At 65.0% G+C, this 24,874-nt stretch carries 26 protein-coding genes and 1 pseudogene; 19 read left to right on the top strand and 8 right to left on the bottom strand.

All coding sequences use genetic code 11. From position 1 onward, the window contains the following. Positions 1-185 precede the first annotated feature (185 nt). Positions 186-1,034, top strand: a complete 849-nt coding sequence (locus tag J8I87_RS34640; protein WP_209936786.1) for an SH3 domain-containing protein — start codon at positions 186-188, stop codon at positions 1,032-1,034. Positions 1,035-1,232: 198 nt separating this feature from the next. On the opposite strand, the gene J8I87_RS34635 is transcribed toward J8I87_RS34640, so the two are convergent. Then, positions 1,233-1,724, bottom strand: coding sequence for an LEA type 2 family protein (locus tag J8I87_RS34635; protein ID WP_209936801.1), 492 nt, complete (start codon positions 1,722-1,724; stop codon positions 1,233-1,235). A gap of 294 nt (positions 1,725-2,018) precedes the next feature. On the opposite strand from J8I87_RS34635, the gene J8I87_RS34630 reads away from it, so the two are divergent. Continuing rightward, positions 2,019-2,642 carry a trimeric intracellular cation channel family protein gene (locus tag J8I87_RS34630; protein ID WP_209936785.1) on the top strand — a complete coding sequence of 208 codons (624 nt, stop codon included), beginning with the start codon at positions 2,019-2,021 and terminating at the stop codon, positions 2,640-2,642. A 127-nt stretch (positions 2,643-2,769) separates the two neighbouring features. On the opposite strand, the gene J8I87_RS34625 is transcribed toward J8I87_RS34630, so the two are convergent. Then, on the bottom strand, positions 2,770-3,063 hold the full coding sequence (locus tag J8I87_RS34625; RefSeq protein WP_209936784.1) for a GYD domain-containing protein: 294 nt from the start codon (positions 3,061-3,063) through the stop codon (positions 2,770-2,772). A 424-nt stretch (positions 3,064-3,487) separates the two neighbouring features. Here J8I87_RS34625 and J8I87_RS34620 point away from each other — a divergent pair, with 424 nt between their 5' ends. The 5 genes from J8I87_RS34620 (at position 3,488) to J8I87_RS34600 (ending at position 7,379) form a co-directional block, all read left to right on the top strand. After that, positions 3,488-3,787: a Dabb family protein gene (locus tag J8I87_RS34620; protein ID WP_245254368.1), complete on the top strand. Its 300-nt coding sequence runs from the start codon at positions 3,488-3,490 to the stop codon at positions 3,785-3,787. 6 nt (positions 3,788-3,793) lie between these two features. Continuing rightward, complete coding sequence (locus J8I87_RS34615; RefSeq protein ID WP_209936783.1) at positions 3,794-4,279, top strand: PaaI family thioesterase; 486 nt, start codon at positions 3,794-3,796, stop codon at positions 4,277-4,279. A gap of 71 nt (positions 4,280-4,350) precedes the next feature. Beyond that, entirely contained in the window at positions 4,351-5,349 is a 999-nt protein-coding gene (locus J8I87_RS34610; RefSeq protein ID WP_209936781.1) for an NADP-dependent oxidoreductase, read from the top strand. A 112-nt stretch (positions 5,350-5,461) separates the two neighbouring features. Continuing rightward, positions 5,462-6,331, top strand: a complete 870-nt coding sequence (locus tag J8I87_RS34605; protein WP_209936780.1) for an SDR family oxidoreductase — start codon at positions 5,462-5,464, stop codon at positions 6,329-6,331. An 88-nt stretch (positions 6,332-6,419) separates the two neighbouring features. Further along, a complete protein-coding gene (locus J8I87_RS34600) occupies positions 6,420-7,379 on the top strand; it encodes an alpha/beta hydrolase (protein WP_209936779.1) in 960 nt (319 codons plus the stop codon). Between the two features lie 31 nt (positions 7,380-7,410). On the opposite strand, the gene J8I87_RS34595 is transcribed toward J8I87_RS34600, so the two are convergent. Together J8I87_RS34595 and J8I87_RS34590 are read right to left on the bottom strand one after the other, a co-directional pair. Continuing rightward, positions 7,411-8,232, bottom strand: a complete 822-nt coding sequence (locus J8I87_RS34595) for an NRDE family protein (RefSeq protein ID WP_209936778.1) — start codon at positions 8,230-8,232, stop codon at positions 7,411-7,413. A 97-nt stretch (positions 8,233-8,329) separates the two neighbouring features. Next, positions 8,330-9,379: a YgfZ/GcvT domain-containing protein gene (locus J8I87_RS34590; RefSeq protein WP_209936777.1), complete on the bottom strand. Its 1,050-nt coding sequence runs from the start codon at positions 9,377-9,379 to the stop codon at positions 8,330-8,332. Positions 9,380-9,457: 78 nt separating this feature from the next. Here J8I87_RS34590 and mltG point away from each other — a divergent pair, with 78 nt between their 5' ends. From mltG to J8I87_RS34545, 10 genes and pseudogenes are all read left to right on the top strand, one after another. Next, positions 9,458-10,468 carry an endolytic transglycosylase MltG gene (mltG, locus tag J8I87_RS34585; RefSeq protein ID WP_209936776.1) on the top strand — a complete coding sequence of 337 codons (1,011 nt, stop codon included), beginning with the start codon at positions 9,458-9,460 and terminating at the stop codon, positions 10,466-10,468. After that, positions 10,468-11,088, top strand: a complete 621-nt coding sequence (tmk, locus tag J8I87_RS34580; protein WP_209936774.1) for a dTMP kinase — start codon at positions 10,468-10,470, stop codon at positions 11,086-11,088. Before mltG ends, tmk begins: the two co-directional genes overlap by 1 nt. Before the next feature lie 93 nt (positions 11,089-11,181). Continuing rightward, the gene (locus tag J8I87_RS34575) at positions 11,182-12,222 is read left to right on the top strand and encodes a DNA polymerase III subunit delta' (RefSeq protein ID WP_209936773.1); all 1,041 of its coding nucleotides are present in this window, start codon (positions 11,182-11,184) and stop codon (positions 12,220-12,222) included. A 75-nt stretch (positions 12,223-12,297) separates the two neighbouring features. Next, positions 12,298-12,804: a GNAT family N-acetyltransferase gene (locus tag J8I87_RS34570; protein ID WP_209936772.1), complete on the top strand. Its 507-nt coding sequence runs from the start codon at positions 12,298-12,300 to the stop codon at positions 12,802-12,804. 39 nt (positions 12,805-12,843) lie between these two features. Further along, positions 12,844-13,635, top strand: a complete 792-nt coding sequence (locus tag J8I87_RS34565; protein ID WP_209936771.1) for a TatD family hydrolase — start codon at positions 12,844-12,846, stop codon at positions 13,633-13,635. Positions 13,636-13,685: 50 nt separating this feature from the next. After that, positions 13,686-14,471: an ankyrin repeat domain-containing protein gene (locus J8I87_RS34560; protein WP_209936769.1), complete on the top strand. Its 786-nt coding sequence runs from the start codon at positions 13,686-13,688 to the stop codon at positions 14,469-14,471. Positions 14,472-14,567: 96 nt separating this feature from the next. Then, positions 14,568-14,924, top strand: a complete 357-nt coding sequence (locus J8I87_RS34555) for a Rap1a/Tai family immunity protein (protein ID WP_087735719.1) — start codon at positions 14,568-14,570, stop codon at positions 14,922-14,924. 320 nt (positions 14,925-15,244) lie between these two features. Then, on the top strand, positions 15,245-16,678 hold the full coding sequence (gene otsA, locus J8I87_RS34550; RefSeq protein ID WP_209936768.1) for an alpha,alpha-trehalose-phosphate synthase (UDP-forming): 1,434 nt from the start codon (positions 15,245-15,247) through the stop codon (positions 16,676-16,678). A gap of 77 nt (positions 16,679-16,755) precedes the next feature. Beyond that, positions 16,756-16,995 (top strand): annotated as a pseudogene (locus J8I87_RS45170) (AAA family ATPase); the annotation flags it as partial. Positions 16,996-17,350: 355 nt separating this feature from the next. Continuing rightward, complete coding sequence (locus J8I87_RS34545) at positions 17,351-18,421, top strand: glycosyltransferase family 4 protein (RefSeq protein WP_209936767.1); 1,071 nt, start codon at positions 17,351-17,353, stop codon at positions 18,419-18,421. Between the two features lie 270 nt (positions 18,422-18,691). On the opposite strand, the gene J8I87_RS34540 is transcribed toward J8I87_RS34545, so the two are convergent. The 3 genes from J8I87_RS34540 to J8I87_RS34530 form a co-directional block, all read right to left on the bottom strand. Continuing rightward, entirely contained in the window at positions 18,692-19,279 is a 588-nt protein-coding gene (locus J8I87_RS34540) for a YSC84-related protein (RefSeq protein ID WP_209936766.1), read from the bottom strand. Positions 19,280-19,650: 371 nt separating this feature from the next. Then, a complete protein-coding gene (locus J8I87_RS34535; protein WP_209936765.1) occupies positions 19,651-20,097 on the bottom strand; it encodes a hypothetical protein in 447 nt (148 codons plus the stop codon). A gap of 272 nt (positions 20,098-20,369) precedes the next feature. Beyond that, the gene (locus tag J8I87_RS34530) at positions 20,370-20,666 is read right to left on the bottom strand and encodes a PsiF family protein (protein WP_209936763.1); all 297 of its coding nucleotides are present in this window, start codon (positions 20,664-20,666) and stop codon (positions 20,370-20,372) included. A gap of 247 nt (positions 20,667-20,913) precedes the next feature. On the opposite strand from J8I87_RS34530, the gene J8I87_RS34525 reads away from it, so the two are divergent. Further along, positions 20,914-21,210: a YciI-like protein gene (locus J8I87_RS34525; RefSeq protein ID WP_209936762.1), complete on the top strand. Its 297-nt coding sequence runs from the start codon at positions 20,914-20,916 to the stop codon at positions 21,208-21,210. 545 nt (positions 21,211-21,755) lie between these two features. Next, entirely contained in the window at positions 21,756-22,940 is a 1,185-nt protein-coding gene (locus tag J8I87_RS46095) for a transposase (protein ID WP_209936761.1), read from the top strand. A gap of 249 nt (positions 22,941-23,189) precedes the next feature. On the opposite strand, the gene J8I87_RS34515 is transcribed toward J8I87_RS46095, so the two are convergent. Beyond that, positions 23,190-24,719, bottom strand: a complete 1,530-nt coding sequence (locus J8I87_RS34515; protein ID WP_209936760.1) for a mannose-1-phosphate guanylyltransferase/mannose-6-phosphate isomerase — start codon at positions 24,717-24,719, stop codon at positions 23,190-23,192. Positions 24,720-24,874 lie beyond the last annotated feature (155 nt).

Below are 24,874 nucleotides of genomic sequence, written 5' to 3'. Positions count from 1 at the left end.
GCACGCGGGCTTTTTTTGTGTGCGCGTTGGTCTCGTCAGTGATTGCGCGCGTTGTGTAAAGCTGCCGCGCGATGGAGCGCCATCGCACCGCGCCTGTCGGGCACAGTATTCGCTAATGTGCACCTGGAGGCCGTTCGGACCGGTCGGGTTCACAATCGGAACAGCCGGGTCGCGAGGAGAACTACATGCGAGTGCGGGTTGCATACGTCGCTGCCGTGGCGTTGGTGCTGTCGATGGGATCGGGTGCTGCTTCGGCGCAAAGCGAGGCCTATACGAGCACGGCTGTCTACATGTACGCGGGACCGGCGGACGATTATCCCGTCGTCGCTCAGCTGCCGGCCGGGCAGCCCGTGACCGTCTATGGCTGCGTGGGCGGCTATACGTGGTGCGACGTCGCGATCCCACAGGCGCGAGGCTGGGTGTACGGCGGCGATCTGACGTATCCGTATCAGGGCAGCAGCGTCCCCGTCATGACGTATGGCACGGCGATCGGTCTGCCGCTCATCACATTTTCGCTCGGCACGTATTGGGGGCACTACTACCGCGAGCGGCCGTGGTATCCCGATCGCACGCGTTGGGAACATCATCGGCCGCCGCCATCCGGGCCACCTTCACGGCTGCCGCCGCCCGCCCACCCGCCTCCGCCGCCGGGCGCCAACGGTCCGACGCCCCAGCCCCTTGGGGCTGAGCACGGGCATCGGTCGGGCCCGCGGCAACCGCCCGTTCAGGGCGGCGGGCCGCCGCCGGGTCAGCCGCCCGCGCACGACGCGCGGCCGTCCGGGCCGCCGCCCGGGCAAAGCGCGGGCCCGCCCCGCGGCCAGCCGCCTATGCAGGGCGCCGCTCCGCCATCGGGTCAGCCGCGCGATCAGGGCGGCGCACACCCGCCAGCACCGCCGCCGCAGGCCGTCGCGCGTCCGTCGGGACCGCCGCCCGCGCCGGGTGGCGGGCATCCGTCCGGGCCGCCACCGGGACAGGGCGGCAACCAGGCGGCAAGGCCGTCAGCGCCGCCACAAGGACTGGGGTCGAATCATTGAGGGGCCATTGATGCGGGCGTTTGGGCCGGGTGGCCACCCTTCGCAGCAGGACGCAACGTCAGTCGATCGCGCTGCGCTGTCCATTCGTTCGGGTCGCCCCATCTGCGCGACCGGGACACGGCGCCCGTCAATCGCGCCATGCGGCGGCCAGGAGCGGGCTGCGGACATCACGCCAGCCTGAGACAGCCGTCAGCCCGTCTACGTCCCGCTCATATCGTTCATCGGCAGCGAGAGCGTGCCCTGGTCGATGAAGCGCGTACCGCCTGTGATACCGCCCGCGAGGCGGCCGCGCAACACGTACGGCAACTGGCCGGACTGCGCGCTGTCGGCGAACGCGAACGCTTGACGCACGGCGGCGAACGCGGGGACCGTCAGCGGAACGCTGATGACGGTTTCGCCGAAGCGCGGCACGCTGCCGCTCTGATCGCTGACGCCGCTCGCGAAGGGCTTGCCGTTCAGGTCGAGTTCGACGGATACGCCGTTGTAGTCGATCGCGGCTTCGTTGGGGTTCTGCACGCGCAGTTTCAGCGTGAAGCGCATCTCCATGCCCTGGCCTGCAAGCGGCTCGATACCGGCGACATTCACGCGCAGCGGCTGCTGGCCGAGCATTCCCGCGCAGCCGCCAATCGACAGCATCGCGACGACGAAGAGCAGCAGGCGGACGACGAGCGACGCGCGATGAGTGGGCATGGTCGTGTACCTCATGAAGAGCGCGCGCAAAGTGGCGCGCGTGCCATGAATTCTAACCGCGCGTGCGATCGATACGAGCGCGGGCCGCGACGCCATCGCGACGGCCGCGCGGCGGCGAAAGCGTGGCAAGGTCGATCGTTATGTGCGCACGCGCTTTGCCGATTTCCGCGCACCGATGCGACAATCGCGGCGCCCGCCGACGCAGCGCAAGCTGCACGCAGCGCACAGGCCCGGCGGGTGCCGCGAAAGCGCGCTTCGTCATACCGTTCGGGTCGTCTCAAACGCAACGACCGCATGAAACCAAAAACCGAAACCATCGTTCTGGCCGCCGATCTCGCGGGCACTTTCATCTTCGCCATCGAGGGCGCCGTATCGGCCATGCACAGCGGCCTCGATCTGCTCGGCGTGATGGTCATCGCGTTCGTCGCGGCGCTCGGCGGCGGCGTGACGCGCGATCTGCTGATCGGCGCGACTCCGCCGAACGCGATCCGCGACTGGCGTTATCCCGCACTGACGTTCGTCGCCGGGCTGCTCACCTTCGTGTTTCATGCCGACGCGCAAGGGTTCCCCGCGTTCTGGCTGATGGTGCTGGACGCGGCGGGTTTGTCGCTGTTCGCAGTCGCGGGTGCGGAAAAGGCGATGCTGTTCAGGATCCGCAGTTTCGTCGCCGCGTTGATGGGCACGGTGACGGGCGTCGGCGGCGGCGTCATCAGGGACGTGCTGCTGGCGCGCATTCCGTCCGTGCTCGTCGCCGACATCTACGCGACGGCGGCGCTTTTCGGCGCGGCCGTCGTGCTGATCGCGCGCCGTTTCGGACTGTCGCCCGCGATGGCGGGCATCGCGGGCGGCGTCGCGTGCTTCGTGCTGCGCGTGGTCGCGGCGACGAACGGCTGGCATCTGCCGCGCGCGCAAATCTGACGGGCGTCTTCCGGCTGGCTTCCAGGTGGCGTAGGGGCGTTGTGCACGGGTGCGCCCGGACGCGCGGCGCTGCGCATGACAGACGCGCGCAGTGCCGCGCGATTGGCGCAGATCGCGCTCGATGCGCCTATTTCAGGCCGCCGACGATCCGCTCCATCTCCTCCTCGCCGAACGCGCGCATCGTCGCGGTGCGCACGTTGCCCAGCGACGCGAGCGCGAGGCCGAGACGGGTGGTGGTTTCGTCATCGGGCGAGTCGAATGAAATCACCAGATCATATGCGCCGAGCGTCCAGTTCACCGTGCCGACGGTGACGCCCATCGCCTTGCTGGTCTCGCGGAACGCGCGCGCCCGGTTGACCGTGTCCTTCGCGTTGCGTGCACCCTGTTCGGTCCAGTTGACCAGCATGATGTAAGTGGCCATGTTGTCCTCGTGATGTGAAAGGCGGATCTGCCGCGCGCGCCGCATTCGTCGGTCGAACGCGGGCACGGCGCGGGCCGTTTCGATGCGCGGAAAAGAGGCAAAGAGAAAGAAGACAAGGCGGCCGCAGCACGTCAGCGTTGCGCGCTCATGAGAGACACGGCCGCAGGATGGCACCGCCCGGTTTCGGATTCGCGCGCTGTCGACGCTGCCGCGCATGGCCGGGCTCACTGCCAGAAAAGTATAGGCGACCTCGCGCGCGCCGACGGGGGGCGCCTGCATCGCGATGTGCATTTTTCCTACGCGGTGCAGCTCAATTCATCGGCATGCGCAGTGCGGGTATCATCTGGCGATGCGGTTTTTCATGGTTTGCCCGCAGCGTTGGCGCAGACGCCATCGCGCACAGTCAACAGCAAAGGTGGCCCACTTGATTCGTCATATCGTGATGTGGAAGTTGAAGGAGACGCAAGGCGCGACGCGCGAGCGATCCGCGTTGCAGCTGAAAGAGAAACTCGAGGCCTGCCGCGATGCCGTGCCGGGCATCGTGCATCTGGAGGTGGGCATCGCGGCGCCCGGTCTTGACTCGACTTACGACGTCGTGCTCGTCGCCGATTTCACCGACAAGGCTGCGCTGGATGGCTATCAGGTCCATCCCGCGCACCAGCACGTGAAGGCATTTCTCGCGCCCGTGCGCGAAGCGCGCCAGGCCGTCGACTACGAAATCTGAACGCCCATGACAGTTCCATCCACAGACCAACCGGACAACCCGCTCGTCATCGAAAGTCCGTTCATCGATCATCTGGGCGCGCAGCTCCTCTCGGCGGCGGACGGCGTCAGCGAAGTCCTGCTCGCGTTGCGTCCCGAGCATCTGAATACCTGGGCCGTCGCGCATGGCGGCATCACCATGACGCTCGCTGACGTCGCGCTCGCAATGGCCGCGCGCAGTCTCGCGGGAGACGGTGTGGGCGTCGTGACGGTCGAAATGAAGGTGAATTTCATGCAGCCCGGCAGCGGCGAATTGCGCGCGACGGGCCGCGTGCTGCATCGCTCGACCACGATGGCCTATTGCGAAGGCGAAATCCGCGACAGCGAAGGGCACTTCGTCGCGAAGGCGCTCGGCACGTTCAAGTACATGCGGCGTCTGGCCGTCGGCCGCGAAGTGCGGCAGCAACGGCTGCGCAGCGACCCATCGGCGAAGCCCGGCCCGAGCGACGCCTGAAGCCTGCATTGCGCGACGCGGCGCGAAAGCGCGCGTCTTCCACGACACCAACATTTGCGGAGACATCCGTCATGACCGAACTCAATCGCCAGATTCTGCTCGTGTCGCGCCCTCAGGGCGCGGCATCCGTCGATAACTTCAAGCTCGTCGAAACGCCGCTCGCGCCGCTCGCGGACGGCGAAGTGCGCGTGCGCAATCATTACCTGTCGCTCGATCCGTACATGCGCGGCCGCATGAACGACAGCAAGTCGTACGCGGCGCCGCAGCCGTTGAACGAGGTGATGATCGGCGGCACCGTGGGCGAAGTGATCGAGTCGAAGAACGCCGCGTTCAAGCCGGGCGACAACGTGATCGGCATGTTCGGCTGGCAGGAGTTCGGCACCTCGAACGGCAATGGCCTGCACAAGGTCGATGCGACGCATGTGCCGTTGTCCGCGTATCTCGGCCCCGTCGGCATGCCGGGCGTGACGGCGTGGTACGGCCTGAACGGGATCGTCGCGCCGAAGGCGGGCGAAACGGTCGTCGTCAGCGCGGCGAGCGGGGCCGTCGGCAGCGTGGTCGGACAGCTGGCGAAGCAGGCGGGCGCGCGCGCCGTCGGCATTGCGGGCGGCGCCGACAAGTGCCGCTATGTGGTCGAGACACTCGGCTTCGATGCGTGCGTCGACTACAAGGCGGGTAATCTCTACCAGGATCTCAAGGCCGCGACGCCTGCCGGCGTGGACGGCTGCTTCGAGAACGTCGGCGGCGAGGGGCTCGACGCGACGCTCGCGCGGATGAACGCGCATGGCCGGATCGCCTTGTGCGGCTTCATCGCCGGATACGACGGCGAGCCGCTGCCGCTCAAACATCCGTCGCTGATCCTCACGCAGCGTCTGCTGGTGCAAGGCTTCATCGTCTCCGAGCACCCGGACGTGTGGCCCACTGCATTGAAAGAGCTTGGCGCGCTCGTCGCGCAGAAGAAGTTGCAGTATCGCGAGACCGTTGCGCAAGGCCTCGAAAACGCGCCCGAAGCGTTTCTCGGCATGCTCAAGGGACGCAACTTCGGCAAGCAGTTGGTCAAGCTGATCTGAACGGACGCGGATCGGCGCGGGCCGACACGGCATCGGCGAAACAGGGTGAACCAAAGCGCGCTTGAGGCGTCCTGAAGCGCGTCTGAAGCGCGCAGCCCCTACGGGAGTCAGCATGTTCCAGTTTGACGGCAAGGTGGCCGTGATCACCGGCGCGGCGAGCGGCTTCGGCCGCGCGTTCGCGCAGCGGGGCGCATCGCTCGGGATGAAGCTCGTGCTCGCGGATGTCGATTCCACCGCGCTTGCGCAAACCGTCGACGCATTGCGCGCAACGGGCGCCGAGGTCATCGGCGTGCGCACGGACGTGTCCGACGCAGCGCAGGTGCAGGCGCTCGCGGATGGCGCGCTCGAAGCATTCGGCAAGGTCCATCTGCTTTTCAACAACGCAGGTGTCGGCTCCGGCGGCTTTCTGTGGGAAAGCTCGGCGAACGACTGGGCATGGGTCTTCGGCGTCAACGTGATGGGCGTCGCGCATGCCGTGCGCGTGTTCACGCCGATCATGCTTAAACAGAACGAGCCGGCGCATATCGTCAATACGGCATCGGTGGCGGGCTTGCTGTCGCCGCCGTCGATGGGCGTTTACAACGCGTCCAAGCACGCCGTCGTGTCGTTGACGGAGACGCTCTACCACGATCTGCGCAATGCGGGCGGCGAGGTCGGCTGCTCGCTGCTGTGCCCCGCGTTCGTGCCGACGGGCATCGCGGACGCCGAGCGCGCGCGGCCCGAGTCGCTGCGCAACAGCGGCGGGCCGACGCGCTCGCAGCTTGCCGCCGACAAGCAACTGCAGCGGGCCGTACGCTCCGGCAAGCTGAGCGCGGAGGATGTCGCGAAGCTGACGTTCGAGGCCATCGCCGAGCGGCGTTTCTATATCATCACGCATCCCGCCATTCTCGCGACCGTGAGGCTGCGGCACGAAGACATCGAACAGCAGCGCAATCCGACCGATCCACTGTCGCTCAAGCCCGAGGTGAAGCAGGCGCGCTGACGTCGGGTTTGCGAGCGCAGCGCCGTCTCTTCGTGGCATCATTCGGCGCTCAATCTACCGTCCGGCGCGTGTGCGCCACCGTCCCAACATGCCGTTGAATCCCAAGATCGAGCAGGTGCTCGACATGATCGCGCGCGCGAAGCGCCCGGCGTACCACGACATGACGCCGCGAGCCGCGCGCGCGTCGTACGAAAAGAGCGCGCCCATCCTCGAAGTGCCTGCGGCGCCGATGTTTTCCGTCGAGAACATCGACGTGCCGATGCGCGACGGCGTACCCGTGCGCGTGCGTCTCTATCACCCTGCGGAGCCGAACTGGGCGGACCCCGCGCCAGCCCTCGTCTACTATCACGGCGGCGGCTTTACCGTCGGCAGCGTGAACACGCACGACACGATCTGCCGGATGTTCGCGCGCGATGCCCGATGCGTCGTGATGTCCGTCGATTACCGGCTCGCGCCGGAGCACAGGTTTCCGACCGCCGTCGACGATGCGTTCGACGCGCTCCAGTGGCTGCACGACAATGCGCCGCTGTACGGCATCGACGCGGATCGCATCGCTGTCGGCGGCGACAGCGCGGGCGGCACGCTGGCGACCGTGTGCGCCGTGCTCGCGCGCGACGCAGGCATTGCGCTCGTGCTGCAACTGCTGATCTATCCGGGTACGACGGGGCATCAGCAGACGGACTCGCACGAACGCCTTTCGGACGGCTATCTGCTGTCGGGCGATACGATTCAATGGTTCTTCGAGCAATACGTGCGCGACGCCGGTGACCGTGACGACTGGCGCTTCGCGCCGCTCGACGGCGCGCGCGGCGCGCCCGATTTTCGTCGCGTGGCGCCCGCGTGGATCGCGACGGCCGAATACGATCCGTTGAGCGATGAAGGCGAAGCGTACGCGCACAAGCTGCGTGAAGCGGGCAATGACGTCGCGTTCGTCTGCTACGCGGGCATGATCCACGAATTCTTCAAGATGGGCGGTTACGTGCCCGAAGTAGCCGCCGCTCATGCCGATGCGGCAGCCGCATTGCGTACGGCATTCGGCGTCGAATGAGAAGGCGCCGGATCGTTCTTGCGTTGGTCCGCTAGGCGATATCGAACGTGAAACTGCGCTCGTAGTCGCCGGGGCGCACGACCCGGTGCGAACCGTTGTCGTCGCTGCGTTCGCGCGCAGCGACGCTCAGCCGTGCGTCCCGCGCGATCACCTGCAATGCGGTGGTGCCGCGCGTCCCGTAGTCAGGCGTATCGATGAAGGCCGCCGACAGCGCGCGTTCGCGTTCGAGAGAAATGCCCGTCGCGGGAAGTTCGTCGTCGCGCGCGACATGTGGATCGCGCATCAGCTCGATCAGCGTTCCAAGTGGTGCGCGGGCGTCGTCGGCGAGTGCCTGCGCGAGTTCGGCGCGCTTGCGCACGAGCTTCGGCCAGGGCGTGTCGAGCACCGCGTTCGAGATGCCGTGCGTACCGGGCGCGAGCAGCGTCGGCGCGGCGGGCGAGCGGTTGCAGTACCAGGCGAGCTCGCGCCGCGTCCAGTCGCCGACCAGCAGGTTGAAGCCGTTGTACATGTCGCCGTCCTGCGCGACCTGCAGCAGATAGTTGAGCGGCGCGCCACTATCGGCGCCGTGAGCACCCGACAGCCAGTTGCTGACCAGCGTGCCGCGCGTCGGCGCATCGGCGCGCATTTCGCTCGGCGCGCGATAGTTGGTGAGCGCGGCGAAGCGTCCGTCGCGCGTCATGCCGAGCCACGTGCCGCCGCCGACCAGATCGCGCCCCGCCAGCAGTCCGGGTGCGTCGTCCCACCAGTGCATTGGTTCGGCTGTGCGTTTCAAGAATTCGTCGCGATTTGCCGCCAGCGTGAACAGCGGACCGTCGGACGCCTCGGGGCGCCAGTCGAACACGATCAGACACATCGGAAGAAGTCTCGCTACGAGAGAATCGGATGACAGCGGGATCGCGCCGCGCCTGAAGGGAAGGGCGCGGCGCCTTGGACATGCAGCGTGAGCGGTGTCAGGCTTCCGTCGGCAACGCGTAGGGCAACGGCAGGAAGTTCAGCGCGGGGCCGTCAGCAGCGCCCAGATGCACCGTGCCATTCGAGAGCGAGGCCAGCTTGATTTCAACGAGCGCATCGACGCCGCCGTCGGGCGCGGCCGCCGTGTTGACGAGCATCCCGCACGGCTGGCCCGGATCGTCCGAATGGAATAGTTCAAGGCCCGGCACGACGCTGTCGGCTTCGCCCGCGACGTTGGCCAGCGCCATGCGGCGCTTGATGGTGCCGCGATACTGGCTGCGCGCCACCACTTCCTGGCCCGGATAGCAGCCCTTGCGGAAGTTCACGCCGCCGAGCACGTCGAAGTTGATCATCTGCGGGACGAACTGCTCGACCACGCGTTGCGTGATGCGCGGCTCGCCAGCGCGGATGTCGAGCCAGTCCCACACGGCAGGCGATACGCGCGGCAGTTTCGCCTCCAGCGCGGGCAGCCGCGCTTCGACTTCCGCTTTCGGGCCGACCCACACGTAGCGCAGGCGGCCTGCCGCATCCGGCACGCGTATGAGCGATCCCGCCGGGCCATCCACCTTCACGTGCACACCGTCGGGGATCGCGTCGAACGCGCCCGACAGCGCGGCGCGCACATCGCCCGCGAGACCGATGGCGAGCGTATCGCCCGTCGCGTCGGCGAGCTTCGCTTTCGCCCGCAGCACGAACATCGACAGACGCTTTTGCACAGCAGCCTGCAAGTCCTTCGACACCAGCATCCGGATGGATTCGGCGCTGCACCACACGAGGAGCGACGCGAGCAGGCGGCCCTTCGGCGAGCAGTAGCCCGCAAGGCGCGCCGTGGCGGCGTCGAGATGCTGGGTATCGTTGGTGAGCTGCGAGTGCAGGAAGGAAGCGGCGTCGTCGCCCGTCACGTCGATCACGCCGAATTGCGGCAGCGGCATGAATGCGCCGCGCGACAGCACGGCGTCGAACTCGTCGCGTGCGGGGCGCGGCAACACGGGAAGCGATACGGGAGCGGGGACAGCGGTGCCAGGAGCAGAAGCAAGCGGTGCGTTCATGGATTCGGGGAGCAGTCAATTCTGACTTTGGCGGAGGCAAGCAAGTATTATATTGGCTTCACTCAAGCCATGTTTCGCATGACCCTCCTCAAGAAGTGTCTCATCGCCTGCGTCGTGCTCGCGATGCTGATCGCCGCCGCCGCCTTCGGCGCGTACCACTGGGCCACGACGCCCGTCCAACTCGCCACCCCGCAACTCGACGTCACGATCAAGCCGCACAGCAGCCTGCGCAGCGTCACGGCGCAGCTCAACCGCGGCGGCGTGCCCGTCGAGCCCGAGCTGTTCGTCCTGATGACGCGCGTGCTCGGGCTGCAGGCGGCGCTCAAGTCGGGGAACTATGAGTTCAAGCAGGGCATCACGCCGTACGAAGTGCTGCAGAAAATGGCGCGCGGCGACGTCAACGAATACGTGGCGACGATCATCGAAGGCTGGACGTTCAAGCACATGCGCGCCGAGCTGGACGCGAACCCGGCGCTGAAACACGATACGGCGGGCATGTCCGACGCGGATATCCTCAAGTCCATCGGCGCGCCGGAAACGCCGACGGGCAGCGGCGAGGGCCTGTTCTTCCCGGATACCTATCTGTTCGACAAGGACACGAGCGATCTCGATGTCTACCGCCGCGCCTACCGGCTGATGAAGCTGCGCATCGACGAAGCGTGGGCGACGCGCGCGCCGGGCCTGCCGTACAAGACGCCGTACGACGCGCTGACGATGGCGTCGATCGTCGAAAAGGAAACGGGCAAGGCCTCGGACCGGGCGATGGTCGCGGGCGTGTTCGCGAACCGGCTGCGCGTGGGGATGCCGCTGCAGACGGACCCGACCGTCATCTACGGAATGGGCGACAGTTACACGGGCCATCTGCGCAAAAAGGACCTGCAGACGGACACTCCCTACAATACGTACACGCGGATGGGTCTGCCGCCTTCGCCGATCGCGCTGCCGGGCATCGCGTCGCTGCAGGCGGCGCTCAATCCGGCGCAGACCAGCGCGTTGTATTTCGTGTCGCGCGGCGACGGCAGCAGCATCTTTTCTGACACGCTCGGCGATCATAACAAGGCCGTCGACAAATACATTCGAGGGCAATAATGGCGCGGGGAAAATTCATCACGTTCGAGGGCATCGACGGCGCGGGCAAGACCACGCATCTCGGCTGGTTCCGTGACCGGCTGGAGCAGAAGCTCGCGCCGACGGGCCGCTCCGTCGTCATGACGCGCGAGCCGGGCGGCACGGCGCTCGGCGAGTCGCTGCGCGACATCCTGCTGCATCAGGCAATGGACCTCGAAACCGAGGCGCTGTTGATGTTCGCCGCGCGCCGGGAGCATCTGGCACAGGTGATCGAGCCTGCGCTAGCGCGCGGCGACTGGGTGCTCTCGGACCGTTTCACCGATGCGACCTTCGCCTATCAGGGCGGCGGGCGCGGCCTGCCGCGCGACAAGCTGGAAGCGCTCGAGCGGTGGGTGCAGGGCGGCTTTCAGCCGGACATGACCGTGCTGTTCGACGTGCCGACCGATACGGCGAGCGAGCGCCGCGGCGCAGCGCGCGCGCCGGACCGCTTCGAGAGCGAATCGGATGCGTTCTTCACGCGCACGCGCGCCGAATATTTGCGCCGTGCAGAGGAAGCGCCTTACCGGTTCGCTATCATCGACTCCACGCGCAGCATCGCCGAGATTCAGAAACAACTTGATAAATTGATCGTATCGCTTTGATTTATAAAGCAATAAGCCGCCAATACGACGGGCGGCAAGGCTCGGCCGATACATCAAGCATGCGCTTCAACCCATTGAATTGAAAGACAAACAATGATCTATCCGTGGCAAACCGATGACTGGAACCGCCTGCAGCAATTGCGCGCCCACTGGCCGCACGCGCTGCTGCTTCACGGCCAGGCCGGTATCGGCAAGCTGCGCTTCGCCCAACACCTCGCGCAGGGGCTGCTGTGCGAATCGGCGTCCCCGAACGGCGAGCCGTGCGGCGCCTGCGCGGCCTGCAACTGGTTCACGCAGGGTAATCATCCCGACTACCGGATCGTGCTGCCGGAAGCGCTCGCCGCCGAGGCGGGCTTCGCCAGCGCGGCCGCCGATGAAAAAGCCGACAAGGCCGATGCCGACGAAGGCGGCAAGAAAACGCGCACGCCGAGCAAGGAAATCAAGATCGAGCAGGTGCGGGCGCTGCTGGACTTTTGCGGGGTGGGCTCGCATCGGGGCGGCGTACGCGTCGTCGTGCTGTATCCCGCCGAAGCGCTGAACGTCGCGGCCGCCAACGCGCTGCTGAAAACGCTCGAAGAACCGCCCGCGGGCGTCGTGTTCCTGCTGGCGTCGGCACGCATCGACCGTTTACTGCCGACCATCGTCAGCCGCTGCCGCCAATGGCCGATGACTACGCCGTCATCGGAAGCCGCCACGGCCTGGCTCGTGGCGCAGGGCGTCGGCGATGCGCCGGGCCTGCTCGCGGAAGCGGGCGGCGCGCCGCTCGCGGCGCTCGCGCTCGCCGGCGACGAGAACCGGCCGCTGCGCGACTGGACGCTCAAGCAACTGGCGGCCGGCCCGAATTGCGACGCGTTCGCCTGTGGCGAGACGCTGCAGAAGCTGCCCGTGCCGCTCGTGCTCGGCTGGCTGCAGCGCTGGATGTACGATCTGCTCGCGCAGCGCGTGGCGGGCACGCCGCGTTATTTTCCGGACGCATCGGCGGCGCTCGCGCGATGCGCGTCGCAAGCCGACGCGAATGCATTCGCGCGCTTCATGCGGATGGTCACGCGGCAGCGCGCCGTCGAGAACCATCCGCTCAACCCGCGGCTGGTGTTCGAAGAACTGTTTCTCGGCTATCGCGACCTGTTCGTCTAGCGGGTGGGAATCCGCCTGCGCCTCTCCCGGGCGCGACAGCCACGCATTCTGGCTCACTCGATCAACGACACCGACATGACTTTCCGTTACCGCGACGCCACGCTCGACGACCTTCCCGCGATCGTCGCCATCTACAATTCGACCGTGCCGTCGCGCCAGGTCACGGCCGATCTGGAGCCCGTGAGCATCGAAAGCCGCCGTGCGTGGTTCGACGCGCACGCTCCGGCAACGCGTCCGCTGTGGGTGGTCGAAGATCAGGGGCGGGTGATTGCGTGGCTCAGCTTTTCTGATTTCTACGGCCGCCCGGCCTACCAGCGTACAGCCGAAGTCAGCATCTATCTGGATGAAGCCGCACGCGGCAAAGGCTTGGGCAGGAAGTTGCTCGCCGCGTCGCTGGAAGCGGCGCCGAAGCTCGGTATCGATACGGTCCTGGGCTTTGTGTTCGGTCACAATGAGCCTAGCGTGCGACTGTTTCGGTCGTTTGGCTTTGCGGCCTGGGGCACGCTGCCGCGCGTCGCGGTGCTGGATGGCGTCGAGCGCGATCTGGTCATACTCGGCAAGCGTCTGGACGGCGCCGCGTAACCGTCTGTCGCGCAATCAGACACTTCGCAGGACTTCATCATGTTTGTCGACTCACACTGCCATATCAACTTCGAAGGACTCGGCGACCGTCTGCCGCAAGTGCTTGAAAACATGCGCGCGCATTCCGTGACGCACGCGCTGTGCGTCTGCGTCGACTTCGAAACGCTGCCGTCCGTGCTGGACATCGCGCGCACGTACGACAACGTGTATGCGTCGGTCGGCGTGCATCCCGATCACGAGGACGCGAGGGAGCCGACGCTCGCCGAGCTGGTCGAACTGGCGCAGCATCCGAAGGTCGTCGCCATCGGCGAGACGGGGCTCGACTACTACCGCCTCGAAGGCCGCTCGATCGCCGACATGGAATGGCAGCGCGAACGCTTTCGCGTGCATATCCGCGCCGCGCATCAGACGGGCAAGCCGCTCATCATCCACACGCGCGCGTCGTCGGAAGACACGTTGAAGATCATGGCCGAGGAGCGCGCGAGCGAGCCCGGCGGCGTGATGCACTGCTTCACGGAGCCATGGGCCGTCGCCGAACAGGCGCTCGCGCAGAATTTCCATATTTCGCTGTCGGGCATCGTCACGTTCAAGAATGCCACCGACGTGCAGGACGTCGCCCGCCGCGTGCCGCTCGAGCGCCTGCTGATCGAAACCGATTCGCCCTATCTCGCGCCCGTGCCGTATCGCGGCAAGCCGAATGAACCTGCGTACGTGAGTTATGTCGGACGCTTCATCGCGCAGCAGCGCGGGATGTCCGACGAGGCGCTCGCCGTCGCGACGAGCGAAAACTTCTTCCGCCTTTTCAAGATTCCGGCGGCGACGAACGCCTGAGTGAAAATCAAGCATTATCAAGAGGATAGGAAATTTTCCTAAAGTACCACATGAAAAATTACCCGGCTGACGGCCATTGCGGCAATCCATCGCGTCACGCTTCTTCGCGCGCGGGCGGCCTGCGCCGCGGTTTCGCGCACCTGTCCGTGCGCGTGTCGCTGGCGGCGGGTATTGCGTTCGCCACGCTCGGCGCGCTGCCCGCGCACGCGGCGCCCGCCGACACGATGATCAAGGCGGTCAAGTTCGACGACGTGAAGGAAGTGAAGAAGCAATTGTCGAACGGCATGGACCCGAACATGACCGACAACCAGGGCATGCCGCTGCTGGTGATCGCCGCGCGCGAGAAATCGGACAAGGTGGTGGCCGCGCTGATCGACAACCCGAAGACGGACATCGAGATTCTCGACAAGGCGGGCGAGAACGCGATGATGATGGCCGCGCTGAACGGCGACATCGATATCGTGAAGATGCTGATCGCGAAGGACGCGGAAGTGAACAAGAAGGGCTGGGCGCCGCTGCACTACGCGGCCGCGAACGGTCACGACGACATCGTCAAGCTGCTGCTCGATCACGACGCATACATCGATACCAGCTCGCCGAACGGCACGACGCCGCTGATGATGGCCTCGCGCGGCGGCCATGTCTCGACCGTCAAGCTGCTGCTCGACAGCGGCGCGGACCTGAACGTGAAAAACCAGCTCGGCCTGACGGCGCTCGATTTCGCGAAACAGTACAAGGAACCGGATGTCGTCGAAGGCCTGACGGCGCGCATGCAGCAAATGCAGATCCAGGCGCCCGCGGGAGCCCCAGCAACGCCGCAAAACAGTGCAAAATAGCGTCTTCGCCGCGGGCCATCACGCGCGGGCGATGTAGCCAGGCCGGCGGCGAAGACCGCCGGACACAATGCCGGGCTCATACCAGGAAGGAATAACATGCTGCGGGTTTTGATTTGCGCCAGCGCGCTTGCTGTGCCGTTGACGGCTGCCGCGTTCACGGGGGGCGACCTCAACAAGCTGTGCACGAAGACCGACGTTGCGTCGCGTAGTGCGTGTGCGGCGTATATCGAAGGCGCCGCGGACGGCGTCTTCAACACCATCGACGCGATCGGCGGAACGACGGGTCCGCGCGTCGGCCAGTATTTCTGCCTGCCGCCTGACGCACGCTCGCAACAGCTCACGGATGCCGTGCGCAAGTACATTGCCGACAATCCGAACGTCGCGGGCTACAACGCGAGCACGGCCGTCTCGCTCGGGCTCGGCAAGGCGTTTCCCTGCAAGTCGGGCAGCTGAACGGCAAGCGCCGCTGCCTGATCTGCCTTCTCTCGACGCGCGCCGTGCTTTATGCACGGCGCGCGTTTTTCCCGTTTTGTTCCGCGTTTTTCTGCTTTTTCCGACTGAGGCGCGCACCTGATTCGCGCGCATGCGTCACACTTCATCTGATCTCTTGCGATTTCATGGCGGCGCGCGAGCGCGTTCGGTCTTTTCGCCTATGCCGTTCGCACATGCGTAAATGTGCAACTGATCGGGTGCAACCGCGGTCGAACTACCACTGACAACGCGCGCCGGCCACGGCGGACGGGCCGCGCCAACCAGAGTGGAGGGACAGCAACATGGGCCGACTGATCGTCGTGTCGAATCGCGTCGCCACGCCTACGGAAACCAAAGGCTCGGCGGGCGGACTCGCGGTGGGCGTATTCGGTGCGCTGAAGGACGCGGGCGGCGTGTGGTTCGGCTGGAGCGGGGATGTCGTCAGTGAAACGGTCGCGAACGCCGGGCCGATGCTCGAAGTGGACGGCAGCGTGACGTTCGCCACGACGGGCCTCACGCGCAAGGACTACGACCAGTACTATCGCGGCTTTTCGAACGCGACGCTGTGGCCCGTCTTCCATTACCGCAACGATCTGGCGCGCTACGAGCGCGACGAATATGCGGGCTACCGGCGCGTCAACGCATGGCTCGCGCACAAGCTTGTCAAGCTGCTTCAACCCGATGACATCATCTGGGTCCACGACTACCATCTGATTCCATTTGCCGAGGCGCTGCGGGCCGAGGGCGTCGCGAACCGGATCGGGTTCTTCCTGCATATTCCGTTTCCGGCGCCGCAAATTCTCCTCAACATTCCGCCGCACGAAGAACTGGTGCGGTCGCTGTGCTGCTACGACCTGTTGGGTTTTCAGACCGACAACGACCAGCTCGCGTTTCACGACTACCTGCAGCGTCATGCACGCGGCGTCGTGTCGGGCGACGGCCATGCCGAAGCGTTCGGCCGCAGGCTGCGCACGGGTGTGTACCGGATCGGCGTGTTCCCCGACGAAATCGCCGAGCAGGCGAAGCGCTATGAGAGCCGTCAGCATGTGCTCGATCTGAAACAGAGCCTCGAAGGGCGCAAACTCATCATGAGCGTGGACCGGCTCGACTATTCGAAGGGGCTGGTCGAGCGTTTCTGCGCATTCGAAGCGCTGCTAGAACGTTCGCCCGAGTGGCGCGGCAACGTCACGCTGGTGCAGATCGCGCCGCCAACACGCTCCGACGTCACCACCTACCAGGACATCCGCCAGCAACTCGAATACGAAGCAGGGCGGATCAACGGCAAATACTCGGGTCTCGACTACACGCCGATCCGGTATATGAATCAACGGTATGACCGCTGGAAACTGATGTCGCTGTTCCGCGAATCGCAGGTCGGTTTCGTCACGCCTTTGCACGACGGCATGAATCTCGTCGCCAAGGAATACGTGGCGGCGCAGAATCCGGACGATCCCGGCGTGCTGGTGCTGTCGATGTTCGCCGGCGCGGCGGCCGAACTGGAAGGCGCGCTGATCGTGAATCCTCACGATTCGATCGGCATGTGCGAAGCGCTGCAGCGCGCGCTCGCGATGCCGCTCGAAGAGCGCAAGCGGCGTCACGAAATGGACATGGCGGCTTTGCGCAAGAACGACCTGGGCGTCTGGCGCGATTCGTTCCTGCGCGATCTGCGCAGCGTGCCTGGCCCCGATGATCTTCCCGAGGGCTCGTTCGAGGCGAAAAAAGCGGGGAATTCGTAACCCGGCGCGCCATTCATTCGCGATCCCGATCAATTCTGCTTGACGCGTGCGCCGCGTCCGCCAACGGGGCGCGGACGCTGACGACGCTCTCGTACGCCAACTATCGATCGTTGCGCGATCTGGTCGTGCCGCTTGCGCGCCTGAACGTCATTGCAGCGCCGAACGGAAGCCGCAAACCAGGCTTGTATGGCGCGTTGCTCTGCTCGCCGCGACGGCGAGCGGCGAACTGATTCCGTCGCTCGCGCGCGGGCGCTCAGCAGTCCATCCTCGGGGCAGGCCTCGAGCGCTCCCTTCGCGCGATGCTTGTATCGAACGTGCGGGCGCTTGCATGACTGGCAAGGCGCCGCAAAAAAGCAATTAGGGAACGCGCGAAACGAGTGTTTCCCGACTGTAACAGCGTAATGGAAATGAAATACCTGAGGCGTTTGGCTAGACGACGGGCAATAATCGGCACACGGACACAAGGGGCCGTGGCCGAGTGCGCGCGCCACGCAGCCTTGGCTTGACGGGCGATCTGGGCAACTACGGATAAACCCGACCTCGCGCATGAGAGTGCACGAAAACGTGCTCGAAACGTCGTGCCGCGTTTGATCGGCTGGCTGCGTGCTGGCATACTCGTTCGCCACCATATGCCACAAGCGGCTCGCTTCGGCGCGGACCATGGAGACATAGATGAGAATTGCGCAGATCGCCCCTTTGACGGAATCGGTACCGCCGAAGCTATATGGCGGGACGGAGCGCGTGGTGTCGTACATCACCGAGGCGCTCGTCGACCTGGGCCATGACGTGACGCTTTTCGCAAGTGGCGATTCCGTCACGCGCGCGAAGCTCGAAGCCGTTTGGCCGCGCGCGCTGCGCCTCGACCCCGGCATCCGCGACCGCATCGCGCCGCACATGCTGCTGATGGAATTGGTGCGCCGTCAGGCTGAAGAATTCGATGTGCTCCATTTTCACATGGACTACTACTCGTTTTCGGTGTTCAAGCGTCAGGAAACGCCGTTTGTGACGACGATGCACGGGCGGCTCGACTTGCCCGAGCAGCAGCCCGTGTTCGACACCTTCAACACGGCGCCCGTCATCTCGATCTCGAACTCGCAGCGTCATCCGCTGCCACAGGCGCGCTGGCTCAGCACCGTCTATCACGGCCTGCCGGAAATGCTCTACACGCCGCAGCCCGTCGAGCAGAAATACCTTGCTTTCCTTGGGCGCATCTCGCCGGAAAAACGCGTCGATACGGCGATCCGCATCGCGGGCCGCTGCGGCTTGCCGATCCGCATCGCCGCGAAGGTCGACGCCGCCGACGCCGAATACTTCGAGCGCGACATCAAGCCCTTGCTCGAATTGCCATATGTCGAATACATCGGCGAGATTGCCGATCACGAGAAAGCGGAATTCCTGTCGGGCGCGCACGCGTTGCTGTTTCCGATCGACTGGCCGGAACCGTTCGGGCTCGTCATGATCGAGGCGATGGCGTGCGGCACGCCCGTCATCGCGTTCAATCGGGGCTCAGTGCCCGAAGTGCTCGACGATGGCATGTCGGGCTTCATCGTCGAGGACGAGATCGGTGCGGTGGCGGCCGTCAATCGGCTGCACAAGCTGCCGCGTACGGCGGTGCGCAAACGCTTCGAAGAGCGCTTCACGTCGCACCGGATGGCGCAGCAGTACGTCGATGCGTATCAGTCGGTGATCCGCGCGCAGAAGCGCTCGCGGTTCAAGGTGATCGACGCGTCTTCACGTCCTTGAAGCGCCCTTGAAGCGTCAGCGAGCGTTACCGAAGCCGTCGCGTCGCGATCGGGCCAACCCGTTTGACGCACGTCATCCAGCAAGATCAAACGCGCAAAAGAAAGGGCAATGCAGCCAACCGGTTGCATTGCCCTTTGTCACGATCGGCGTCGGCAGCATGACGCTGCTGCGCGACACGCGTGATCGACGATTTGCCGGAACCGCGTAGCGGACTCGCGTCCGCGTCCCGTAGCGCTACGCGACGCGGCCCCGATGCGGGCCGCCTCGCCGTCAAATCTTCAGCCGCGATACCTTCGTGCCCGCCAACGACACGTCGGCCATCAGACCGGCATTCGTCAGGATGAACACTTCGACGGGCGCAGTGGCCGTCGTCGTATCGACGGCGCCGTTCGCGCCCATCTTGACGAGCGCAACCGATGCATCGGCGCCTACCGACCAGCCATCCGAGCTGCGGAATTTGTCGAGCGAGTCCTGCGTCATGAACATGAAAATGATCGCCTTCGACTGCGCGCCTGCCGTCAGGCCGAACGAGCCGGAGATCGTGCTGTAGTACCCGACCGTGCTGCCGCCTACGCGCAGCGAGCCTTCGCCGTACTGGCCGCCGACCACGAAGCCGACTTGCAGCACGGACGGAAACACCAGGATGCCGCGCGCCTTCGAGACCAGCTCACGCGAGCCCTGCACGGTGGTGTACAGGCGCGACATCGTGCCGTCGACGCTGGCGTCGATCGACTGGCGTTTGGACATGTCGGTAGCGGCAGATTCCCCGCTGCTCTTGGTGGTGGTGCAGCCGGCCAGTGCAAGGCTTCCGAAAGCGAGCGCGGCGGTACTCTTCAGAATGAAGTTTCGTCTTTGCATCGTTTTTCTCCATCGTGGTTCCGGGGTGCAGCCTCAGTTCACGCGGGTTGCCTACTTAGTTATAACACACGATCCAGCAAAGCAAGGGTCTTGGGGATATCGCGCAAACCCTTGTGAGACGGGCACTCCGGCGATCGTCAGCGATTCGTCGGGTAATTCTGGCCGGTCGCTCGCGTATTCAAAAACGTCCGCGGCGCCGCATTCGCCGCTCGTTTCCGGCAACCGGCGAGTCTCCTTGCAATCCGTTTCCGAGCCGCCGCAACAGCGGCCGCAGCGAGTCGAATTTACCGATTCTGCGCGCCGCAAAATCACGTTGAAAGGAACTGGAAAGTGTTACGGGAAAGCCGCAGCAGCGCCCGCATCGGCGCACATTAGCGATTCGCCGCGCTCTTGTTCACGGCCGGGCGCCTCAACGCGCGGCGCACCATGCCGATGACGAAGCCGATCGCAAAGATCGTCGCCGCGGGCACGACCCAGTAACCGACGAACGCATGCCACAGATAGCTCGCCAACGTGCTTTTGCGGATCGCGTACTCGTTGAGCGCGTCTTGCTGGCGCGGCGCATTGGCCGCGAGCACGTCGGCGGGACAGCCGGCGGCGCGCGCGTCGTCGGGCGTGCCGCGGCAGTGCGCGGCGGCCCCCGCTGCGCGTTGCGCGTCCGTCAGTTGCCACGTCGTCAGCGCGTTGTTCAGGTCGACCCGGTTATAGGCCATTTCTTCCTGGATTTCGCGCACGGCGACGATCGCCACGGGCACCGCCCAGAATACGATCACCACCAGCCAGCGACGCAGCCAGCGGTTCTTGTGTCTCCCAACCATCCTTGCCTCCGTGCGATGCGCTTGCGGCATCAACGACAAGCTGGCGGCCCGTGGGACTTGTTTTATGTGGGGTGGGCCGTCTGTGCCGCCATCATAGAAGAAAATGGCCCGGGAAGTGCAGGGGTTGGCGAGCCCGATGTGCAGCTTGTGTGCGGGACATCGCAGGCGGCGCGCCAAAACAAAAAGCGGCGCCCATACACACTGGACGCCGCTTCACGCTCTTGCACCATCGCGCGCCGCTTGCGCGGACGCCGCGACGCGCGGACGGAACCTCAGCCCTTGTTGCTCAGGCAGGTCTTCATGAACGCCTTGCGGTCGTCGCCTTTCTTGTCACCGGCCTGCGTGTTGCACATCTTCATCTTGTCCTGCTGCGACATCGGTGCGGACGCAGCCATCGCCGACGACGCCGACAGACAGCTCTTCATGAACGCCTTGCGGTCGTCGCCCTTCTTGTCGCCCGCCTGCTTGTTGCAATCTGCCATCTTCGCTTGCTGGCTGTTCGCGGCGAACGCGGGCGATGCGAGCAGACCCGTCAGGGCGAGGGCGGCGATAGCGGCTTGGATCTTCATGGGACACTCCATCACGGGTTGTGGATGTTGTTGATTGTGTTGTTCTCAGACGGGCATCGGGCCGGGCGGGTCGCCTTCGCCGTGATCGGCCGTCGCCATGGCTGCGCATGGTGTCTGTCAGAACGAATGGACGGCTCAATCGGTTGACCCACGCGACGTTCGGACAGCACAGGTATTTCCCTAAGATCGCTTACCCGAAGCACGCGAACCGTTATGCTTGAGCCATTGTTATCGAGGAGTTTTCGCCATGCACTATCTGCTGATCTACGATGTGTCGTCCGATTATCTCGAGCGCCGCGCCGAATTTCGCGCCGCGCACCTGAAGCTCGCATGGGCGGCGGCCGAGCGCGGCGAACTGCATCTGGCAGGCGCGCTGGCCGATCCCGTCGACACGGCCATGCTGCTGTTCGAAGGCGATTCACCCGCTGTCGCCGAGGCGTTTGCCAAAGCCGACCCGTATGTGCTCAATGGACTCGTCACGCAATGGCGAGTGCGTCCGTGGACCACGGTCGTCGGCGAGCGAGCCGCGACACCTGTTCGTTGAATCCGCACCCGTCGCCGTCATGCGACGGACCTCTTGCGCAGCCGCCAATATGCATTGCAATTAGAAACACAGTCTGCGCAGTTGCTTGATGCATTGCTCATCAAATCGAATGTAACCGCCGCAATGATGTTGTGCGGATTCCACGCGCGCATACGTTCGTCATTGCGGCGGCGAGAGCATTGAGACGCTGAGGCGGGGCGTTCCCGCGCCGTTCATGAGGTCGCAACTGACGTCAATTCTGTGACAGCCATGAACTAAACGACGCAGCAAAAAGGACAAGATTGTTTCCATCCGTAACACTTGTCTCAGTCATATTCAGACAAACCCTAGCAATGGTATGCTTCGTGCACAAATTCTCCCATGCACGAGTGAGACCACGTTTTGTGCGTCGTCCCGGTGAAATATCGCACTATCCATGTGCGGATTCCTGATACTGGCGCAGAACGTATAAGCATATTGTGCAACCGAGGACACGACATGATCCGCCAAAATGAAGTTCGTGCGTGCCCAAAGCCACAGCCAGGCCAGGCTGTGTGGAGAGCCGAATGTTTTTCGATGAGCTAAGCAATGACGAATGGGCGCAACTGTCAGCGCTCGTTTCCGACGAGCCAGCCGTCCGCCTGAACCGACGCGGACGGCCCCGCGCCGAACCGCGCATCGTGGCCAACGCCGTCTTGTGGATCCTGACTACTGGCGAGCCGTGGTCGAAGCTGCCCGGACGCTATCCGTCAGGCCCTACGTGCCGGCGTCGCTTCGAAGAGTGGCAAGCCAACGGTACGCTGACCGAGATGATCCGGCAGTTGACCCGCAACGGGCGCACGTTCGCCTATATTCCGGAGCCGGCGCCGCCCATCGCGCCGAAGCCCGCACCCGTGGCCGAAGCGCAGAAGCCGCGCGACGAGCTCGCGCGCGGCGTGTTCTGGAAGAGCCCGGAAACGTGGCAATCGGCTGCGCAAGAGTCGAGTGTGACGAGCGGCTGGCGCGCGCTCGCGCCGATGGCCGACATCACGCGTCAGCTCGCGGGCTCGGCGGCTGTCGAGACGGGCTATGTCGAGACAGGCCTTGAAACGCGCGCCAAAGCGGCGAGTCCGATCGTTTCCGGCGCGGCCTTCGGCAGCCTGGAGCGCGTCGACGCGCAGATTCGCGCCGCTGCCGTTTGCGCAGAGGTCGAGCCGCGCGACGACGCCGACGCGCCCGCCGGCCAGCACACGCCGCTGTGGATGAGCCTGACGGCGCCACGCGGCCTGCAGGTCGCCGATCGCCAGGGCTATGCGATCTACGTCGCGGCGGAGCAAGTGCCTGACAACAAGTATCGCGCGTGGGCCGAGATCATGAAGGACGGCAAGCGTGTCGAACGCTCGGGGCTGATCGGTCCGCGTTTCGCCGACGCCGACGCGGCGCATCGTTTCGCGCTCGACTGGGCGCGTCAGTGGATCGACAGGGCGTGCCACGTGCGTGAAGCTGCAACCGGCCTGCACGTGAGCCCGATAGCGGGCGTGCATGCACCGCAGGTCGCCGTGCGTCCCGTGACGCGCGCCATGCCCGAACTCACGCCGACGCCTGCGCTTGCGGCATCGAATGCCGCGTCCGCGTTGCCGGGCAATCCGCACTTGCCGCAACATCTGAATCCGCGGCTGATGCCGTTGCGCCGCTATCCGTCCGACGTCGTCAAGGACAAGTCGGGCGAGCGCTATCCGTTGGCGTCGCACGTGATTTCGCACGCAGGGTGACAACCGCGGTTCCAGGCGCGAGCATTTGAGCTCGCCCTGGAACCGGTTGCTTGCGCATGCGCGTCGTCACTGCGTCGAGATGCTGTTCGCTGTCGCGCCGCATCGGCTTTCGATGCGCGTATCGCCGATGTTCAACGTCGTGGCCAGAGCAAGCTTGCGGCCATCAGACACGTCGACCCCCGAAGCACGAGCAAACCGCATCGAAGAGCCGCGAACAAGGCGGGCAGCGCCCGCCGTTTGCGTTCGTGGCTAGCGGCGTCCGTACGTATCGTCGAAGCGCACGATGTCGTCTTCGCCGAGATACGAGCCCGACTGCACCTCGATGATTTCGAGCGGCATCTTGCCCGGATTCTCGAGTCGATGCGTGACGCCGAGGGGAATATAAGCCGACTCGTTTTCGGAAACGATAAAGCGCTCTTCGCCGCGCGTGACGAGCGCGGTGCCGCGCACGACGATCCAGTGCTCGGCGCGATGATGATGCATTTGCAGCGACAGTTGCGCGCCCGGCTTCACGACGATGCGCTTCACCTGAAAGCGCTCGCCCGTATCGACGGAATCGTAGTGGCCCCAGGGACGGTGCACCTTGCGGTGGTTTACGGCTTGCGCGCCATGCGCGTCGCGGATACGGCCGACCACTTTCTTCACGTCCTGCACGCTGTTCTTGTCGGCGACGAGTATCGCGTCGTCCGTTTCAACGACGACGAGGTCCTGCGTGCCCACGCACGCGATCAGACGGCCCTCCGAATGTGCGAACGTCGAGGCGGCGCCTTCGAACATCACGTTGCCGCGGCCGACGTTGTCGTCATCGTCCTTCGGCAGGATGTCCCAGATCGCATCCCACGAGCCGACATCCGACCAGCCCGCATCGAGCGGCACGACGACGCCCGAGCACACCGACGTGTCGTTGCCGAGCTTTTCCATCACCGCGTAGTCGATCGAATTGGACGGACACGCGCCGAATGCGTCGCGCTGCACGCGGAAGAAGTCGCCGTCGGCCGTGCCTTGCGTATGCGCGGCTTCACAGGCTTCATGGATCGCCGGCTCAAAGTGGCGCACGGCCTTGATCCACGTCGATGCGCGCAGAATGAAAATGCCGCTGTTCCACCAGTACTCTTTCGACTCGACGTAGTGCTGCGCGAGCTCATAGTGCGGCTTTTCGACGAAGCGGTCGAGCTGATGCGCGTCGATCGTGTGCTCGCTCGCCGTGTCGCCGGCGGCCAGCGATGCACCGATGCGGATATAGCCGTAGCCCGTTTCCGCGCGTGACGGCACGATGCCCATCGTCACGATATGGCCGCTCGCCGCGTGCTGCACGCCTGCCGCGACGGCTGCATGAAAACCTTGCGCGTCGGCGACGGCATGATCGGCGGGCATCACGACCATGATGCCGTCCTGGTCTTCGGCGAGCACCGACAGCGCCGCGACGGTTAGCGCGGGCGCCGTGTCGCGCGCGCACGGCTCAAGAATCAGCCGGCTTGGCTTGCCGCATACGCGCAACTGTTCGGCCGTCGTGAAACGATGCTCTTCATTGCAGACGACGACCAGCTGCTCCGCAACCGGGTAGCCGGCATCGAGTCCGTCGAGCCGGCGCGTGGTCGATTGCAGCAGCGAGTCCTCGCCGAGCAGGCCGATCAGCTGCTTCGGATGCTGTTCGCGCGACATCGGCCACAGACGCGTGCCTGAGCCGCCGGCCAGTATCACGGGATGAACCTTGAGCTTGACGTTCAGACGGTTCTGGTTCGCCTGTCGATGGTCGACGGCGGACGCCGTAGCAGTCATGGTGATAACTCCTCGAAGCGGGGGGAATGGCTTCGTTTTTATCACGTCGTAATGCGTCAATAAATCAGCATTGAATTTCTATCGAATAATTCGAATAGCAAATTCCATAAAAACCACAAAGACGACTTTCGCAAGTCATGAAAAATTAAAAAATA

The organism is Paraburkholderia sp. LEh10, from assembly GCF_017814945.1.
Classification (GTDB): Bacteria; Pseudomonadota; Gammaproteobacteria; order Burkholderiales; family Burkholderiaceae; genus Paraburkholderia.
This window is presented reverse-complemented; position numbering and strand designations above follow the sequence as displayed.